Origin of the sequence: Salinicola sp. JS01, assembly GCF_030284585.1 — a bacterium.
Taxonomy (GTDB): Bacteria; Pseudomonadota; Gammaproteobacteria; order Pseudomonadales; family Halomonadaceae; genus Salinicola.
This window is the reverse complement of the sequence record NZ_CP127244.1, coordinates 853165-869367: the sequence shown is the minus strand read 5'-3', so window position 1 is coordinate 869367 and position 16203 is coordinate 853165. Positions and strand designations below refer to the sequence as shown.

15 protein-coding genes and 1 riboswitch are annotated in these 16203 nt (G+C 66.8%); of the genes, 3 read left to right on the top strand and 12 right to left on the bottom strand.

The features are described 5' to 3' along the window. Position 1: 1 nt before the first annotated feature. The 5 genes from nusB to nrdR all read right to left on the bottom strand — a co-directional run bounded on the left by nusB (position 2) and on the right by nrdR (position 4229). Positions 2-502 (bottom strand): transcription antitermination factor NusB, encoded by a 501-nt coding sequence (gene nusB, locus QO259_RS03970; protein WP_285951887.1) that lies wholly within the window; start codon positions 500-502, stop codon positions 2-4. Further along, positions 499-981, bottom strand: a complete 483-nt coding sequence (ribH, locus tag QO259_RS03965) for a 6,7-dimethyl-8-ribityllumazine synthase (RefSeq protein WP_035475199.1) — start codon at positions 979-981, stop codon at positions 499-501. The genes nusB and ribH overlap by 4 nt, the downstream gene beginning before the upstream one ends. Positions 982-1217: 236 nt before the next feature. Continuing rightward, positions 1218-2351: a bifunctional 3,4-dihydroxy-2-butanone-4-phosphate synthase/GTP cyclohydrolase II gene (ribBA, locus tag QO259_RS03960; protein WP_285951886.1), complete on the bottom strand. Its 1134-nt coding sequence runs from the start codon at positions 2349-2351 to the stop codon at positions 1218-1220. A gap of 148 nt (positions 2352-2499) precedes the next feature. Beyond that, positions 2500-3684: a bifunctional diaminohydroxyphosphoribosylaminopyrimidine deaminase/5-amino-6-(5-phosphoribosylamino)uracil reductase RibD gene (gene ribD, locus QO259_RS03955; protein ID WP_285951885.1), complete on the bottom strand. Its 1185-nt coding sequence runs from the start codon at positions 3682-3684 to the stop codon at positions 2500-2502. Positions 3685-3749: 65 nt separating this feature from the next. After that, positions 3750-4229: a transcriptional regulator NrdR gene (gene nrdR, locus QO259_RS03950; RefSeq protein ID WP_106418359.1), complete on the bottom strand. Its 480-nt coding sequence runs from the start codon at positions 4227-4229 to the stop codon at positions 3750-3752. Between the two features lie 154 nt (positions 4230-4383). Between nrdR and QO259_RS03945 the strand changes: the two genes are divergently transcribed. After that, positions 4384-6198: a sugar phosphorylase gene (locus tag QO259_RS03945; protein ID WP_285951884.1), complete on the top strand. Its 1815-nt coding sequence runs from the start codon at positions 4384-4386 to the stop codon at positions 6196-6198. Between the two features lie 29 nt (positions 6199-6227). Further along, a riboswitch (Fluoride riboswitch) is annotated at positions 6228-6315 on the top strand. 92 nt (positions 6316-6407) lie between these two features. After that, a complete protein-coding gene (gene crcB, locus QO259_RS03940; RefSeq protein ID WP_035475204.1) occupies positions 6408-6785 on the top strand; it encodes a fluoride efflux transporter CrcB in 378 nt (125 codons plus the stop codon). Between the two features lie 19 nt (positions 6786-6804). Here crcB and QO259_RS03935 read toward each other — a convergent pair whose 3' ends face one another. Then, entirely contained in the window at positions 6805-7962 is a 1158-nt protein-coding gene (locus QO259_RS03935) for an outer membrane protein assembly factor BamB family protein (RefSeq protein WP_285951883.1), read from the bottom strand. Positions 7963-8269: 307 nt separating this feature from the next. Between QO259_RS03935 and QO259_RS03930 the strand changes: the two genes are divergently transcribed. After that, entirely contained in the window at positions 8270-9721 is a 1452-nt protein-coding gene (locus tag QO259_RS03930) for a GGDEF domain-containing protein (protein WP_285951882.1), read from the top strand. Between the two features lie 22 nt (positions 9722-9743). Here the strand turns inward: QO259_RS03930 and QO259_RS03925 are convergent, their stop codons facing one another. From QO259_RS03925 to QO259_RS03900, 6 genes are all read right to left on the bottom strand, one after another. Then, positions 9744-10964 carry a glycosyltransferase family protein gene (locus tag QO259_RS03925; protein ID WP_207035214.1) on the bottom strand — a complete coding sequence of 407 codons (1221 nt, stop codon included), beginning with the start codon at positions 10962-10964 and terminating at the stop codon, positions 9744-9746. A 157-nt stretch (positions 10965-11121) separates the two neighbouring features. Next, positions 11122-11931: an HAD-IIB family hydrolase gene (locus tag QO259_RS03920; RefSeq protein WP_353057326.1), complete on the bottom strand. Its 810-nt coding sequence runs from the start codon at positions 11929-11931 to the stop codon at positions 11122-11124. Between the two features lie 226 nt (positions 11932-12157). After that, positions 12158-13081 carry a 2-dehydro-3-deoxygalactonokinase gene (locus QO259_RS03915; protein WP_285951881.1) on the bottom strand — a complete coding sequence of 308 codons (924 nt, stop codon included), beginning with the start codon at positions 13079-13081 and terminating at the stop codon, positions 12158-12160. After that, the gene (locus QO259_RS03910) at positions 13078-13764 is read right to left on the bottom strand and encodes a 2-dehydro-3-deoxy-6-phosphogalactonate aldolase (protein WP_207035220.1); all 687 of its coding nucleotides are present in this window, start codon (positions 13762-13764) and stop codon (positions 13078-13080) included. Before QO259_RS03910 ends, QO259_RS03915 begins: the two co-directional genes overlap by 4 nt. A 58-nt stretch (positions 13765-13822) precedes the next feature. After that, on the bottom strand, positions 13823-14971 hold the full coding sequence (dgoD, locus tag QO259_RS03905) for a galactonate dehydratase (RefSeq protein WP_282235565.1): 1149 nt from the start codon (positions 14969-14971) through the stop codon (positions 13823-13825). A gap of 167 nt (positions 14972-15138) precedes the next feature. Continuing rightward, positions 15139-15924 carry a FadR/GntR family transcriptional regulator gene (locus tag QO259_RS03900; protein ID WP_285951880.1) on the bottom strand — a complete coding sequence of 262 codons (786 nt, stop codon included), beginning with the start codon at positions 15922-15924 and terminating at the stop codon, positions 15139-15141. Positions 15925-16203: the final 279 nt, after the last annotated feature.

Here is a 16203-nt window from a genome sequence, read left to right as displayed (position 1 = left end):
GTCAACGCCGGCGAGCAGCGACCTCGGCACTCCGCAGGCGCGAGGCCAGCTTGTCGAGGATGCCGTTGACGTACTTGTGGCCATCGGTGGCGCCGAAGATCTTGGCCAGCTCCACCCCTTCGTTGATCACCACGCGATAGGGGACTTCCGGGCGCCGCGACAGCTCGTAGGCGCCCAGGCGCAGGATCGCCAGCTCGATGCGGTCGAGATCCTCCAGCCGGCGGTCGAGCAGCGGCGCGATGGCGGCATCGAGCTCGCGCTGATGCTGGGCGGCGTTGTGCAGCAGCTCGTGGAACAGAGCAGCGTCGGCAATCTCCATCACCTTGTGCCAGTTCTCGTGATCCTCGAGATCCTCGTCGGCGATCTGGGCGCGAAACTCGGCCTCCACCGCGGTGATCGACTTACCGGTCATCTGCCACTGGTAGAGCCCCTGCACGGCCAGCTCGCGAGCCGCACGGCGCGACTCCTGGGCCTTGCTCGGCTGACGCGACGGTGCGCTCATGCCTCACCTCCCAGACGCTTGAGCAGCGAGACCATCTCCATCGCCGCCATCGCCGCCTCGGTGCCCTTGTTGCCGGCCTTGGTGCCGGCGCGCTCGATCGCCTGATCGATCGAGTTGACCGTCAGCACACCGTTGGCGATGGGCGTGTCGTGAGCCAGCTGCAGCGCGGAGAGCGACGAGTTGCAGTTGCCGGCGACATATTCGAAGTGCGGCGTGCCGCCGCGGATCACCGCCCCCAGGGCAATCACCGCATCCGGGCGCGACACCGTGAGCACGCGCTTGACCGCCAGCGGCAGCTCCCACGCGCCAGGCACATGGATCAGCTCGATGTTCTCTTCACTCACGCCGTGACGCATCAGGCTGTCGACCGCCCCTTCGACGAGACTGTCGACGACATGATGATTGAAACGGCCGACGACGATGGCGTAGCGCCCATCGACATCGGTGAACTGACCTTCCAGTTGCGCGATCGGTTGCATTGTCGGGTTCCGGAGTCACTAGGCCTGAAGCGGATCGGGGGATCCCCTCAGGCACACGCTAAAAAAGAGTGATTGGCCGGCGCCAGAACGAGGCGCTCGGCGCGCGAAGCCGGCCATCTTACCATGTCCCGGCGGGCGCGGGCATGGCTCGACGCCAGCGGGCGACGTGCCCCCCGGGCGGCAGACCGCCAGCCAGGGGCGACAGGCACGACGACATCGGCATGGCCGCCATGGGGTCAGACGTCACCGCTGACCAGCTCGACCACCTCGAGGTCGAACCCGGAGAGCGCCGAGAAGCGCCACGGCGAACTCAACAGGCGCATCTTGCCGACGCCGAGCTGACGCAGGATCTGGGCGCCGGTGCCGATCGACAGAAAGTTGCCACTACCATCGGCGGCGCTGGAGCGCGGCGCTGGGCGATGGCCCAGCAGTACATCGAGCTGGGTCTTGAGGTCGCCGCGCGGGCTGGCATCGTCGAGCAGCACGAAAACCCCGGCCTCGGCCTGACTCACCGCCTCCAGCGCGGTGTAGGCGGTCCAGTGCCCTTCGCCCTTGCACAGCGCCAGCAGGTCACCCAGGGTGTCGCCGGCGTGTACCCGCACCGTGGTCGGCCGCGACGCCTCGGGCTCGCCCTTGACCAGGGCCAGATGGTGGGTGTTCTGAATACGGTCGTGGAAGACGTGCAGTGCCATCTCACCGAAAGCGGTCGTGACGCTCTGGCGTTCGACAGCATCCACCGTGCGCTCGTTGAGCATGCGGTAGTGGATCAGATCGGCGATGGTGCCGATCTTGAGATCGTGCTCGGCGGCGAAGCGCTCGAGCTCGGGCCGCCGCGACATGCTGCCGTCATCGTTCATGATCTCGCAGATCACGCCAGTGGCCTCGAAGCCGGCCATCGCCGCCAGATCGCAGGCCGCCTCGGTATGCCCGGCACGCCGTAGCACCCCGCCCGGTTCCGCCATCAGCGGAAAGATATGGCCCGGCTGGACCAGATCCTCGGGACGCGCGTCACGCGCCGCGGCGGCGCGCACGGTGAGCGCACGGTCAGCGGCGGAGATACCGGTGGAGACGCCCCTGGCGGCCTCGATCGAGAGCGTGAACTTGGTGCCGTAGCCGGAGCCGTTGTCGTCGACCATCAGCGGCAGCTTGAGCTGCTGACAGCGCTCCCGGGTCATCGGCTGACAGATCAGGCCGCGCGCGTGACGTGCCATGAAGTTGATGTGGCTCGCCTCGACGCACTCGGCGGCCATGATGATATCGCCTTCGTTCTCGCGGTCCTCGTCATCCATCAGGATGACCATCTTGCCCTGCCGAATGTCTTCGACGAGCGCCTCGATGCTGGCCAGCCGGCCCGATTCCCCTGTCGTCATAGCTCTATCGCCATCGCCTTGGTCGTGCGCGCCGCGCGCTTGGATTCGATGACGGCACAGACTACCTGTCGGGCGGCGCCGACGCTACTGTCGTCGCATCGCAACGTCGCCGCATCGCAACGCCGTCACCGACCGGCGACGCCAGGGCTCAAGCGTCCACCCGCGGGCGGGCGCGAATCCACCAGTCGTCGCCCACGGCACGGATCTCGTCGATCTCGAGCCGACGCTGCTGGCGCATGCTGTCGATCCCGGGCAGCGCGAACAGCGGGCGCGCATCGCTACCCAGCAGCGTCGGCGCGACGAACAGTTCGAGACGCTCGATCCAGCCGGCATCGAGCAGCGCGCCGGCCAGGGTGGCACCGGTCTCCACCAGCACCTCGTTGCACGCTTCCCGGGTCGCCAGATAGCGCAGCGCTGCCTCGACATCGACCCGCCCGGCGCCATCGTCGGGTAGCGTCACCACCTCCGCCCCGGCGGCTTCGAGGCGCTCACGCCGAGCCGCGTCGGCACCGGCGACGCTGAGCACCAGGGTGCGGCCCGGCTGGCTCAGGCAGGCCGCTGCGAGTGGTAGGCGCAGCTGGCTGTCGAGCACCACCCGCAGCGGCTGGCGGCGTACGATCTCGTCGGCCTCGTCGAGTTCCAGCTGTTCAGCGCGCAGGGTGAGCCGGGCATCGTCGAAGATAATCGACTCGACCCCGGTGAGAATCGCGCTGGCACCGGCGCGCAGACGCTGGACCTGGCGCCGTGCCGCCGGCCCGGTGATCCACTGCGACTCGCCGCTGGCCATGGCGGTGCGCCCATCCAGGCTCATCGCCATCTTCAACGTGACCCGCGGCAGCCCCTGCTGCATACGCCGCACGAAGCCAGGGTTGAGCGCCTGCGCCTGCGCTTCGAGCAGGCCCACCTCCACCGCGATACCGGCCTCACGCAGCTGGGCGAAGCCGCGCCCGGAGACCGCCGGGTTGGGGTCCTCCATCGCCGCCACCACCCGCGCCACGCCGGCGGCGATCAGCGCCTGGCTGCAGGGCCCGGTGCGCCCGGTGTGCGAGCACGGCTCCAGCGTGACGTAAGCGGTGGCACCGCGGGCAGCCTCGCCGGCCGCCGCGAGGGCGTTGATTTCGGCGTGGGCCTCGCCGGCACGACGATGAAAGCCCTCGCCCACTAGCTCGCCGGCGTTGATGATCACGCAGCCGACCCGCGGATTGGGATCGCAGGTGTAGTGGCCACGCTGCGCCAGGCGCAGGGCACGGTTCATCCAGGCCGTGTCCTGAGCCTCCGCACAAGCGGAGGTTTCGGAATCGACGGCAGTACTACCCAGGGGGGCATCGGACATCGGCATCTCTCACACAGTGGCAAGGCCGGCGGCCGGCGCCGGCCAGCAGGGTCGGGGAAGCGCGATCAGCGCTTGGTGTCGCCGGGTATCTTAGGCTCCTGGGCCAGGCGGTCGATCTCGGCACGGAATTCATCGAGATCCTGAAAGCGGCGATAGACCGAGGCAAAGCGGATATAGGCCACGTGGTCGAGGCGCTTGAGCATCTCCATCACCTCCTCGCCGACCTCCCGCGCTTCCACCTCGCGGTCGCCGCGCGCACGCAGGCGCTGACGGATACGCTCCACCGCCGCCTCGAACGACTCGACGCTGACCGGACGCTTTTCCAAAGCCAGCGACATGCCGGCGCGCATCTTCTGCTCGTCGAAACTCTCGCGCGAGCCGTCCGCCTTGATCACCCGGGGCATCACCAGCTCGGCGGTCTCGTAGGTGGTGAAACGCTCGCCGCAGGCAGCACACTGGCGACGCCGACGCACCTGATCCCCCTCGGCGACCAGGCGCGAGTCGGTCACCTTGGTATCGTGGGTACCGCAAAAAGGACAATGCATCGATGGTTCACTCGTCGGCGCGTTATGCGCGCAGTGTAACGGTTTGCACAAGATACCGGAAACACGGCGGTTTCCGCGTTTCGTTCCCTGTTGGCCCGAGTTCTGCAAGGATAACGTCAAGCTCCCCTTTCGCCGCCACGTCAGGAACCGCCCCATGCCCAGCCGCGCTGCCAATTACCCCGCCCTGTCCGAAGACGCCTTTCTCGCCCGCGCCGGCGCCCGGCTCGAAGAAGTCTACGGGCCGCGGCGGGACGAGGTGCTACGGCGGCTGACGACGCTGCTGGCGCACCATGAAGGTGCGCTCGACCGCCAGCCGCGTCCAACCTGGAGCGAACGCGACCAGATTCTGATCACCTATGGCGACAGCCTGATCGACGGCGAGCGCCCGCCGCTGGACGTGCTCGACGATTTTCTCGCTACCCGGCTCAACGGCGTCTTCAGTGGCCTGCACATCCTGCCCTTCTTCCCCTGGAGCAGCGACGACGGTTTCGCGGTGATCCACTACCGCGAGGTCGATCCCAAGCTGGGCGACTGGCAGGACATCCGCCGTCTGGCCGCGCGCAGCGACCTGATGGTGGATCTGGTGATCAACCACGTCTCGCGCGACTCGCTGTGGTTCACCGACTATCTGGCAGGTACCCAACCCGGGCGTGACTACTTCATCGAGATGGACCCGCAGACCGATCTTTCACAGGTCACACGCCCGCGTAACTCGCCGCTGCTGGTACCGGTCTCGACCCGACGCGGCACGCGCCATCTGTGGGCGACCTTCTCCGAGGATCAGATCGATCTCAACTTCGCCAATCCGGACGTGCTGCTCGAATTCATCGGCATCCTGCTGTTCTATGTCCAGCAGGGGGCACGGATCATCCGCCTCGATGCGATCGCCTACCTGTGGAAGGAGGTCGGCACCCGCTGTATCCATCTGCCGCAGACCCACGCCATCGTGCGTCTGCTGCGCGCGATTCTCGATTACGTGGCCCCGGGCACGCTGCTGATCACCGAAACCAACGTGCCCCACGCCGAGAACATGAGCTACTTCGGCCTGGAGAGCACGCCGGCTGAAGCATCGGCCGCCGGGAGCGACGACGCTTCCGCCAACGACACGGCGACGCCCGACGAAGCCCATATGATCTACCAGTTCACGCTGCCGCCGCTGCTGCTGCACACGCTGACCAGCGGCGACGCCACTGCGCTGGCCGAGTGGGCGAGCGCGCTGCCACCGCTGCCCGCCGGCTGCACCTACTTCAACTTCACCGCGAGCCACGATGGGATCGGGGTGCGCGCGCTGGAGGGGCTGCTGCCGCCGCACGAGGTGTCGCTGCTGCTAGAGCTGATGCACCGCTTCGGCGGCTACGTCAGCATGAAGACCAACCCTGACGGCAGCGATTCGCCCTACGAGATCAACATCACCTACTTCGACGCCATGAAAGGCACCCGCCGCGGCGCCGATGCGTGGCAGGTCGAACGCTTCCTGTGCAGCCAGAACCTGATGCTCGCGCTGCAAGGCATTCCCGGGGTCTATCTGCACTCGCTGACGGCGACGCTCAATGACCACGAGGGCGTCGAGCGCAGCGGCCGGCTGCGTTCGATCAACCGCCACCGCTGGGTCAAGGAGGAGCTCGACGAGCTGATCGACAGCCGCAGCACGCCCACCCGCGAAGCCTTCACCTCGCTCAAGCGCCGGCTCAATATCCGCGCCAGCGAGCCCTGCTTCCATCCCGAGGCGCCGCAGCGCGTGCTCGATACCGGGCCGGGGCTGTTCGCCATCGAGCGCGGCCCGCTGGCCAGCGGGCGCCGGCTGCTGGCGATCTACAACATCAGTGACAAACGTCAGCCGTTGGATATCGACGCGCTGACGAACGGCGAGTGGTACGACGTGCTCAAGGATGGCAAGCGCTGGAATCCCCACCCCGAAGAGCGCGAGATCCTGCGACCCTACCGTAGCCTGTGGCTGGTGCAGCCGTGACTTGCCGCGGCCGTCACGGCTGGCTAGAGTGGCAACCGGGAGATGGCATTCCTCCCGCGGCATGGGCCCCGCCGCCCCGGCCGCAAACCGCAGCCCGCTGATGATGCCTGCCAACGCACCCGAGGTGTGTCCTGCGCAGGCGTCATGCTTCAGCCCTTCCCGCCCGCAGGAGACCCCTCGTCTGCCGAGATCGACGAGGAGCGCAATACATGTGGATTTCGATCGCCGCCATCAGCCTCGGCGCCGCCATTGGCGCCAATCTGCGCTGGTGGCTGGGCGCGCACTACAACGGCTATTTCCTGCACATCCCACCGGGCACGCTGATCGCCAACCTGCTGGGGGCGTGGCTGATCGGTATGGCCCTGAGCTTTTTCCAGGACTCGTCGCTCAGCGTCGAGTGGAAACTGTTCGCGGTAACCGGCCTGCTCGGTGCGCTGACCACCTTCTCCACCTTCTCTGCCGAGATGGTCACCGCGATCCAGAGCGGGCGCTGGCTATGGGCCATCACCGGCACCCTGGTGCACGTGCTCGGCTCGTTCGCCATGACCCTACTGGGCATCGCCTGCTACGGCTGGCTACGCCATTGAGTCAGGCTCATCCCTGATCTCACGCGAGCAGCGCCAGCGGCACCACCTGAACGTTGCCGCCTGGCGCCGTGACCACCAGATGCTCGCCGATACGCTCGAGGCTGGCCGCCGCCAGCGCCGGATCGCCCAGCGTCAGGCGCTGACGTTCGCGGCCCTCGAGCGCATCGATCACCACCAGTTCGCCGCGCGCGCTGATGACGTAGAACCGTTCGTTGTCCGCCAGCGGCGCCGCCAGCGCGGGCGGGTGAGACGCGTCGCGCTCCCCCAGCGCGACTTCCCAGACGCGCTCGCCACTGGCTGCATCGAAACCGAACAGGCACAGCGAGATCGGTGCCGCGCCGACATCCTGTACCGCCAGGCTCACCGCCACACGCTCCGCCTCCACCGCCGGACGCGCCGCCAGGCTGGCGGGCACGGCCTCGGGCATCTCGGCCATCCACAGCACCGCACGCGTCAATGGATCGATGCGCAAGAGCCGAGCGGGATCGGTGTCGCCCAGGAACAGCCGCCCCTGATCGTCGAGCAGCGCCGTGGCCAGGTCCACCGGCGCTCCCATGCCAATGCACCCGGTCTGGTGGCCATCGTGCAGCGACAGGGCGTGAATGGCACGATCACCGCCGCCGACATAGACCTCGCCAGCGTGCAGCAGCGGAAACGGCAGACCGCTCCCGGCATAGCGCTGATGCCACAGCGGTTTGCCGCTATGCAGATCGAAAGCGAGCAGACCGCTGGCGGGGGGCGTCTCCCCGCAGCGGGCAGACGAAGCGGTAGAGAGAGATCGTTCGGCATAAGCGACCACGCCGACAGCCGGCGTGGTCGCGATACGGGCATGGGCCCAGTCGGGCACCTCGAGCTGCCACAGCAGCGCACCGGAAGTGGCTTCGCGCCGCTGCAAAGAGCCCCGCGCCGAGGTATCGAAGCGTGGCGAGATCGACGCCCGCGCGCCGTACCAGGGAATCTCGGCCCAGGACGCATAGACGCTGATACGGTCATCGGGGGCTGCCAGCGCGACTGGTGCGACGTGACCGATCTCGAGCGCATTCTCTACCGAAGAGCAGAATGCACCTAAATCGATCCCGGATCGGGCGTGAGGGCCCGCCGACATGAATGACGCGACATCTGTCAGGGCCTCGTCCGCGGGCGTCAGCGCGGGCGGGTCGAAAGCAGCATCAGGCACGGCGAATCTCCTCTCGGGGATAGGACGTGGCCCTGCGTAGGGTCGTTTTTGAGGTTATTTTCGCTAACGTGATTCTCACCGGCCCGAGCGATTCGCGCCGGTGCTAGGTCTACCCTACGCGTAACCGGGCGGCGCCGCCAGCGCTCTGGCGCTCAGGTGACAGAACCCATCAGCGCTTTGACTATCGCCTCAATCCACTTACCTCATTTAACTTAGATTAACTAAAAGCCTATGATGTAACGAAACGACTGCTCCGGATCGGCGGAAGCCCAAAGTCAGGTGATACATGCGGCCATTCTCGAACGCAATGCCAGGACGCAGGCGGCTACTCCCTTGCGTAGCCCGCCATGGGCCCCGCCACCTCCTGCTGGTGCTGGCCTGGCTTGCCCTGTGGCGCCTCTCTGCACTGATGGAGTTCGCTCCGCACGCCAGCCTCTGGTTTCCGCCGTCCGGGCTGAGCTTCGCCGCCCTGCTCGTGCTCGGCTGGCGTGCGCTACCCAGTCTGATCGTGAGTTGCCTGCTGGCCACCCTCTGGGTCGACCAGCTTTACGCCATGCACCAGAGCGCGCGCGAGCTGCTGACGTCCGGACTGGCCTTCGGCCTCGCCCACTGCAGCGCCTATGGCGTCGGCGCCTGGGCGCTCAGAAGCACACTGGGCCGGCAGGCCGAGATCACCACCCTGACGCTGGTGCCACTGTTTCTGGTGACCGCCTGTCTCTCGGCGCTGGCCGCCACCTTCATGGGCATCCTAGCGCTGGAGATGACGGGTCTGCTGGTCTGGACCGAGCTGAGCGCGATCTGGCTGCCCTGGTGGATCGGCGACATGGCCGGCGTGATCGTGCTCGCGCCGCTGTTCCTGGCGGCGCTGAGCTGGCGCTACGCCGCGCTCTCACCCTGGCTCGGCGGGCTCGACTTCCAGCTACCCCACCGTCCGAGCGTGGCCTTCATCGGCAAGCTTTTGCTGTGTCTTGGGCTGCTCAGTGTCGTGACCCTGGGCGATGCCTACACGCAAGATCCCGATGTCGCCTTCGCGATGTTCTTTCTGATCATCCCGTTGATGTGGGTCGTATATACCGAGAGTGCCTTTCGCAGCGCCCTGAGCCTGGCAATGTTCGCCCTGACGACCGCGCTCTGGGTAGCGGGGCTGGGTCTGGTCGAACAGTCGATGACCTATCAGTTCGCGCTCTGCGTGATCGCCACCAGCGGCTATTTCGGCTTCGCCGTCCCGGCGCTGACCGCGCGCAACCGCCAGCTCAGCGAGCTGGCGTCACGCGACCCGCTCACCGGCGTTTTCACCCGACGTGCCTTCTTCGACAAGGCGGTACAGGTGCACGCGGAGGCGCAGCGGCGCGCCAGCCCCCTGGCATTGCTGGTGCTGGATATGGATCACTTCAAGCGGATCAATGACAGCTACGGCCATGATGTCGGCGATCAGACTCTGATCCTGCTGTGCCACACCGTGCTAGGCACGTTGGCACCTGGCCAGCTGTTCGGGCGCTTCGGCGGCGACGAGTTTCTGCTGCTGCTCGATAGCGATCTCGACGCCGCCCAGGAGAGCAGTGATCACTTGCAGCAGCAGATCAGCCGCCTGCGGGTGCCGGGTACCCAGCAGCCGCTCTCGGCTACCATCGGCGTCGCCGAGCTAGGCCCGGAAGACACGCTCGCTCTAGCCTTTCGACGGGCCGACCTGGCCCTGCTACAGGCCAAGCGCGGCAGACGCAAACAGACCGATAATCCACCGGCTGCCGCCAACGGCTGATGCGAAGCGCGCACCACGGGCCTCAGACGTCACCGGCGTTGTCGCGCTCGACGGCTTCGAAGAGCCGGTCCTGGAGGTCGGGAATCGCGGCCTGAACCCGGTTCCAACTGGGAATGAACGGCTTGTCGCGGGGGGATTCGAAAAACGCCGCACCGGCCTGCATGATGTTGTCGGCGAACAGCTCCACCGCCGCCTCCTCGCTATGGCGGTCGAGCTTGAGCCCATTCATCGCCGCATCGTGATCATAGGCCTCGATCAGGTCCAGTGCGGTGCGATAGTAGGTGGCCTTGACGGTGCGGAAGCTCTCGACGCTCATCTCCACCCCCAGGGTCGCCAGCTTGCGGTACATCGCCTTGGCGATGTCCATGCTCATGCGGTTGAGCCCGCCACTCGGGTCCGCCTCGGAGATCGGCTGATGCTTGTGGTCGTAGGCGTCGGCGATATCCACCTGACACAGCCGCTTGGTCGAAAAGTTGCGATGCACCTCCGACAGCACCCCGATCTCCAGCCCCCAGTCGCTGGGGATGCGGATCCCGTCGAGCACATCGGCACGCATCGAGAACTCACCGGAGAGCGGGTAGCGGTAGCTGTCGAGGTAGTCGAGATAGGGCAGCGGGCCGTAGATCATCTTGAAGGCGCGGATCAACGGCGTGACCATCAGCCGCGCGACCCGACCGTTCAGCTTGCCGCCAGCAATACGCGAGTAGTAGCCCTTGCAGAACTCATAGTGGAAGCGCGGATTGGCCACCGGATAGATCAACCGCGCCAGCAGCCCGCGATCGTAGGTAACGATATCGCAGTCGTGCAGCGCCACCGCCTCGGCCTTGCCGGAGGCGCGCACGTAGCCCGAGCAGTACCACACGTTGCAGCCCTTGCCCGGCTCCAGCGGTGCCAGCCCTTCCGCCGCCAGCTCCTGGTGCAGCGCCTGCAGCCGCGGGCCGTCGTTCCATAGAATGCGATGGTGCTGCGGCAGGCGCGCGAAGAACTCCCGCGCCTTGAGAAACTGCTCGCGGTCGGCGCGATCGAGCCCGATCACGATCTCGCTGAGATAGGGCACCTTGCACAGCTCATCGACGATATGTGACAGCGCCGGCCCCTCCAGCTCCGAGTAGAGCGACGGCAGGATCAAACCCATCGGGCGCTGGCGCGAAAAGCCCTTGAGGTCGTTCTCCAGCGCCTCCACCGAGCGCCGGGTGAGGTTGTGGAAGTTGGTGATGATACCGTTCTGGTAGAAATCGCTCATGCCACATCCTCGTTGTTATAGAAGCGCGAAATAAAGACGCACTGAGTAAAGACGCGCCGAACCGGCCGCCGGATACGCGTGAACCGTAAATCTCGAGGCACGCCGACCCCATTCCGGCCTGCGCACAAGAGCGACCGAGCGCACTCGGCGGCTCACGCTACGCTGGCCCCTGCCACCAGTGGGCCACCCCTTCGGCCCACCCCTGCGGGCCCGGTGCCTCGGTGCGATAGAGCCGCGCATGGGTCAGCGACATCGGCTGGCCGTGATCCGCACGGATGATCACCGCCATGTCGGTGGCGGCAAGCAGGGTCAGATCGTTGGGCCCGTCGCCGAGCCCCAGGGTCGGCGGGCGATAGCCGCGCAGCGCCTCGAAACGTGCCAGCAGCCAGCGCACCGCGTGGCCCTTGTCGACCGCGCCCATCACATGCCAGAAGCGCCCGCCGCGGGTTAGCTGCAGGCCGTCGCTGTCGAGCGTCTCACGCAGCTGTTGCAGCTGGGTGTCGTCGCCCTCCCACACCAGCGGCTCACTGCCCTCGCGCGCCATCGCCTGGCGTGCGCCCTCGGCGCTGAGCGCAGTCAGCTCGCATACCTCCTCGAGCGTCATCTCGCCCATCCGCCGAAAGCGCAGGTTCAGGCGCTCGCGCACCACGTCCAGACGCCGGCGGATGAAATCGACGTCCAGACTCGGCGTCTTCACCACCAGCCCTTCAGGCGACGCCGGATCGCGATCCAGACGCGCGTGCTGCCAGGCCGGCGGCAGGCCGATGACGGCGCCGTTCTCGGCAATGAAGGGGGTGTGTTCGAGCGCCAGCTCCCGGCGCAGCACCAGCAGCTCCGCCCGGGTCTTGCTGGTGGTGGGGATGACCGGCACCCCGGCCGCCGCCAGGCGCTCCAGCGAGGCCGCGGCGGGCTGCCAGTCGTAACTGTGGTGGTCTAGCAGCGATCCATCGAGATCGGTGAAAACCAGCAGGGGGGCCGCTGCGGCCCGCCAGTCGCGTCACTCATCGCATCCCCCTATCCGCGTTCACGATCGGTCAGCCTCGGTGACCATACCGCTTGAAGGTAGCACGGATCGTGCCAACGCCAGCGCACCGCGGCTATTCGGGCTGGCGCGACGCAAAACGGGGCACTGTCGCGCCCCGTGTCTCAGGGTGATGCACCAAGATGACGCACCGAGATGGTGCAAAGCGGCCTCAGCGCAGCGCGTGGCGCGCCGCAATGGCGAGCACGCCAGCGATAGTGGCGGCGTCGCTGTCGATCGCCACCACCGTCAGCCCCGCCTGCTCCAGCGCCCGGGTATAGCTCTGGCGCAGCGTCTCGGCGCCGACCAGCAGGACCCGATCGAGCCCCGGCCGCGCCGTGCGCATGGCGTGCACCTCCTCGCCGATCAGCACGCCGGAGAGAAAGCTGCCCACCTGCTCCGCGGCCAGGCCGGCATAGAGGTGTCGGCTGCGGCCCTCGAACAGTGCGTGCAGCACGCCACCGGCGTGGCCGGCGCGGGAGAGTCCCAGCTGAAACGCGGCGGCGTCGAACGCCGCCTCGTCGCGGGCGGGCTCCCCCGGTAGGGTATGGAAACGCACCGCATGGTAGAGCTCGCCGGTCATCAGCGTGGTGAAGTCGGTCAGACGCCCAGACTCGAGATGCGCCCACTTGCTGTGGGTACCCGGCAGGCAGCAGTCGGCGCTATCGACACCGGCCAGCGCCAGCGCCCCGAACGCCTGCACCTCCTCTCCCCGCATGACGTCGACATGCGCCGAGGTGACCTGTTTGACCCCCGGCACGATCCAGGTGTGGTCGAGACCGGGCGCCGCGACCACCCGGTCGGCGAGCTCGGCGGCGGTCACCGGCAGCTCGAGCTGCGGCGCTTCGAACCAGCCGCGCTGCGAACCGACCATGCCGGCGAGATAGATCGGCACCGGCTCGCTTCCCTCGCCCGCCTCACCCACGCGCCAGTCGCTCACCTGTGCGGCGCAGTAGTGCGGGAACTCCTCGCGCGCCAGTGCCCGCAGGCCGGAACTCGAACGCCGCGTGTCGAGGATGCGACCGCTGGCAGCGTCGACCAGAAAGGCGCGGAAGTTGCTGGTCCCCCAGTCGACAACGATCAGGCGTGGGCTCATGCGTCGGCCTCGCGCTCCAACGCTTCGGCCTGCTGCGCCACTTCGCGCAGCCGCTGCCACTCGGCGACCAGCGCCCGCGCGATCTCGCCCACTTCGGCAGCGGGTCGGCCAGGCTTGTAGAGATTGCTGCCGAAGCCGAAGCCAGCCACCCCATGGGCATGCCACTCGGCCATGTTGCTCTGCTCGATCCCACCGACCGCGAGCACCGGCAGCCCCTTGGGCAGAATGGCGCGGATATCCTTGAAGTAGGCGGTGCCAAGGCGCGCCGCCGGGAACAGCTTGAGCGCCGTGGCGCCCGCCTTGGCCGCGGCCAATGCCTCCGTGGGGGTCATGCAGCCGATCATCGGCGCCAGGCCGTGGGCGACCCCGGCACGGATCACCTCTGGGTCACTGTTCGGGGTGATCAGCAGCGGCGCGTCCAGGGTGGCGAGACGCTCGGCATCCGCCGGGTCGAGTACCGTCCCGGCACCCACCACCACGTCGGCCGGGCAGCGCTTGCTGATGGCTGCGATGCTATCCCAGGCGCGGGGCGAATTGAGCGGAATCTCGATCAACTTGAACCCCGCCGCGACCAAGGCGTCGAAGACGCCGTCGATCTCCTCCGGCGTGATCCCGCGTAGAATCGCCACCAGTGGGCGCTCGCGCAGCGCCGTCTCGAGCGCGAACTTGCGTGTCTCCTTCATGTGTCTCTCCTGGATGTGGGTCCGTTCTGATGGTAGGCCACCAGCAGAATGCCAAACATCACCACTCGGCGATGGAGCCATCCTCGTGTGTCCACACCGGATTGCGCCAGCGATGTCCGATCTTGGCGCGTTCCTCGACGAAGGCCTCGTCTATCTCCACTCCCAGGCCTGGGCCGTCGGGGATCGCGCAGAAGCCGTCGTGAATCGATAGCGCGGACTTGTCCACCAGGTAGTCGAGGACATCGTTGCCCTGGTTATAGTGAATGCCCATGCTCTGCTCCTGGATGAACGCATTATGGTTGACTGCGTCCACATGCAGCGAGGCGGCCAGGGTCAGCGGCCCCAGCGGGCAGTGCGGGGCCAGGGCGACGTCGAAGCACGAGGCCAGGGTGGCGATCTTCATGCCTTCACTGATCCCGCCGCAGTGGGAGAGATCCGGCTGCACGATATCGACCATGCCCTCGGCGAGCAGATCGCGGAACTGATAGCGGGTGTGCAGACGCTCACCCGTGGCGAGCGGATAGCCCAGGCCGCCAGCGATATGCTTGAGGCTGGGCAGGTGCTCGGGCAGCACCGGCTCTTCGACGAACATCGGATGATAGGGCTCGAGTTCGCGCAGCAGCGCCTTGGCCATGGGCCGATGGACACGCCCATGGAAGTCGATGCCGATGCCCACATCGGGGCCGACGGCATCGCGCGCCTCGGCCACCCTCGCCACCGCCTCATCGACCTTGGCATGCGAATCGACGATCGCCATCTCGGCGGTGCCGTTCATCTTGAACGCGGTGAAACCCTTCTCGACCAGTGCCTTGGCACCGGCGCCGACATCGCTCGGTTTGTCACCGCCGGTCCAGGCGTACATACGCATGCGATCGCGTACCTTGCCACCGAGCAACTGGTGCACGGGCACACCCAGATCACGACCTTTCAGATCCCACAGCGCCTGGTCGATACCGGCGATGGCACTCATCAGAATCGGGCCGCCGCGATAGAACCCGGCGCGATACAGAGTGTTCCACAGGTGCTCGATACGGTGCGGGTCCTGACCGACCAGGTAGTCGGCGAGTTCATGCACCGCCGCCTCGACGGTCGCGGCACGCCCCTCGACCACCGGCTCGCCCCAGCCGTAGCAGCCTTCGTCGGTCTCGATCTTGAGAAACAGCCAGCGCGGCGGCACCTGCCAGGTCTTCAAACGGGTAATCTTCACGGCTCACCTATTTTCTAATTCAATGTCATGCAACTGGGTCAATGTCATGCCAATGGGTCAATGTCATGCCAATGGGTCAATGTCATGCCAATGGGTCAATGTCATGCCAATGGGTCAATGTCATGGGATGTGTGGGCGCGGGACGTCTCCGGCTCTCTCTGCGAGCGTCAGGGCGACGCCTGCGGCAGACCGATCACGCGGGGATGCCGTACCAGCTCCTCCATGCCGAGATCGCGACCGGTGCGCTCGAGTACCGCCCGTGCGGCCTCGACGGCCTCCTCCGGCTGGCGCAGGCGGATCGCCTCCAGCACGCGGGCATGGCGGGCCATGCTGTCGTCGAGCTCGCCGGCACTGTGATTGGAGCGGGCGACGATCATCGCGATGGCGGGCTTGAGCACGTGCGAGATCTGCGCCCAGATGAGATTGTGCGAGGCCGCGAATACCGCTTCATGGAAGGCGACGTCGTAGTCGTCGTGGCTCATCCCCTGCCAGCACAGATCCGGCGCCTCCAGCGCCGCCAGCATGCCCGCGTGCGCGCTTTCGATCGCCAGCAGATCGGCGGCGGTGGCGTAGGTCGCCGCCAGCCCGGTGACGAATGGCTCCACCGCTACGCGGAAAGCGAAGACCTCACGCTGCAGTTGAGGGTTGGGCCGCGCATAGCGCGCCATCCAGTCACTCACCTGCGGGTCGAGCAGATGCCAGGCGGCCAGCTCGCGCACCCGTGTACCCTGACCCGAGATACGCGTGACCAGCCCGGCATTGACCAACTTCTGCAGCGCGCTGCGCACGGTGCTGCGGCTGACTCCGAAGCGCGTGCAGAGATCGATCTCGCGCGGGATCATCTCACCGCTGGCGTACTCACCGCCGAAGATAGAGGCTGCCAGCGCGTCGGCGATGTCGGCACGGGGTTCCCGAGCGGCGGCGGCTCCGGCGGTTTGCACGTCTGTCGGCATGGATGTTCAACTCACTGCACACTATGTCCGACATAGCCTCGGGCATGCCAAAGAATAATGCTCTTAGACCATGGTCATGAACAAGACCAAAGTTGTAGGAAGGAAGCCATCGCCAGCAGCCGATCGACGAGCGTTCTTGCCGCCGCCCGCTGGGCAGCGCACGGTTCCTGAAGCCCGCAAGCGATACGTCGTGCACCCATCGCAGCAAGGCCACAAGGTCGGATTCGAGCCTCGAGAGCCATGATCTCAGTCAGTTCGACTGACTTACCAACAGGTTAC

Coding starts and splice junctions, on each gene's coding strand:
- nusB (WP_285951887.1), bottom strand. CDS start 502: ATGAGCGCACCGTCGCGTCAGCCGAGCAAGGCCCAGGAGTCGCGCCGT.
- ribH (WP_035475199.1), bottom strand. CDS start 981: ATGCAACCGATCGCGCAACTGGAAGGTCAGTTCACCGATGTCGATGGG.
- ribBA (WP_285951886.1), bottom strand. CDS start 2,351: ATGACGACAGGGGAATCGGGCCGGCTGGCCAGCATCGAGGCGCTCGTC.
- ribD (WP_285951885.1), bottom strand. CDS start 3,684: ATGTCCGATGCCCCCCTGGGTAGTACTGCCGTCGATTCCGAAACCTCC.
- nrdR (WP_106418359.1), bottom strand. CDS start 4,229: ATGCATTGTCCTTTTTGCGGTACCCACGATACCAAGGTGACCGACTCG.
- QO259_RS03945 (WP_285951884.1), top strand. CDS start 4,384: ATGCCCAGCCGCGCTGCCAATTACCCCGCCCTGTCCGAAGACGCCTTT.
- crcB (WP_035475204.1), top strand. CDS start 6,408: ATGTGGATTTCGATCGCCGCCATCAGCCTCGGCGCCGCCATTGGCGCC.
- QO259_RS03930 (WP_285951882.1), top strand. CDS start 8,270: ATGCCAGGACGCAGGCGGCTACTCCCTTGCGTAGCCCGCCATGGGCCC.
- QO259_RS03925 (WP_207035214.1), bottom strand. CDS start 10,964: ATGAGCGATTTCTACCAGAACGGTATCATCACCAACTTCCACAACCTC.
- QO259_RS03915 (WP_285951881.1), bottom strand. CDS start 13,081: ATGAGCCCACGCCTGATCGTTGTCGACTGGGGGACCAGCAACTTCCGC.
- QO259_RS03910 (WP_207035220.1), bottom strand. CDS start 13,764: ATGAAGGAGACACGCAAGTTCGCGCTCGAGACGGCGCTGCGCGAGCGC.
- QO259_RS03900 (WP_285951880.1), bottom strand. CDS start 15,924: ATGCCGACAGACGTGCAAACCGCCGGAGCCGCCGCCGCTCGGGAACCC.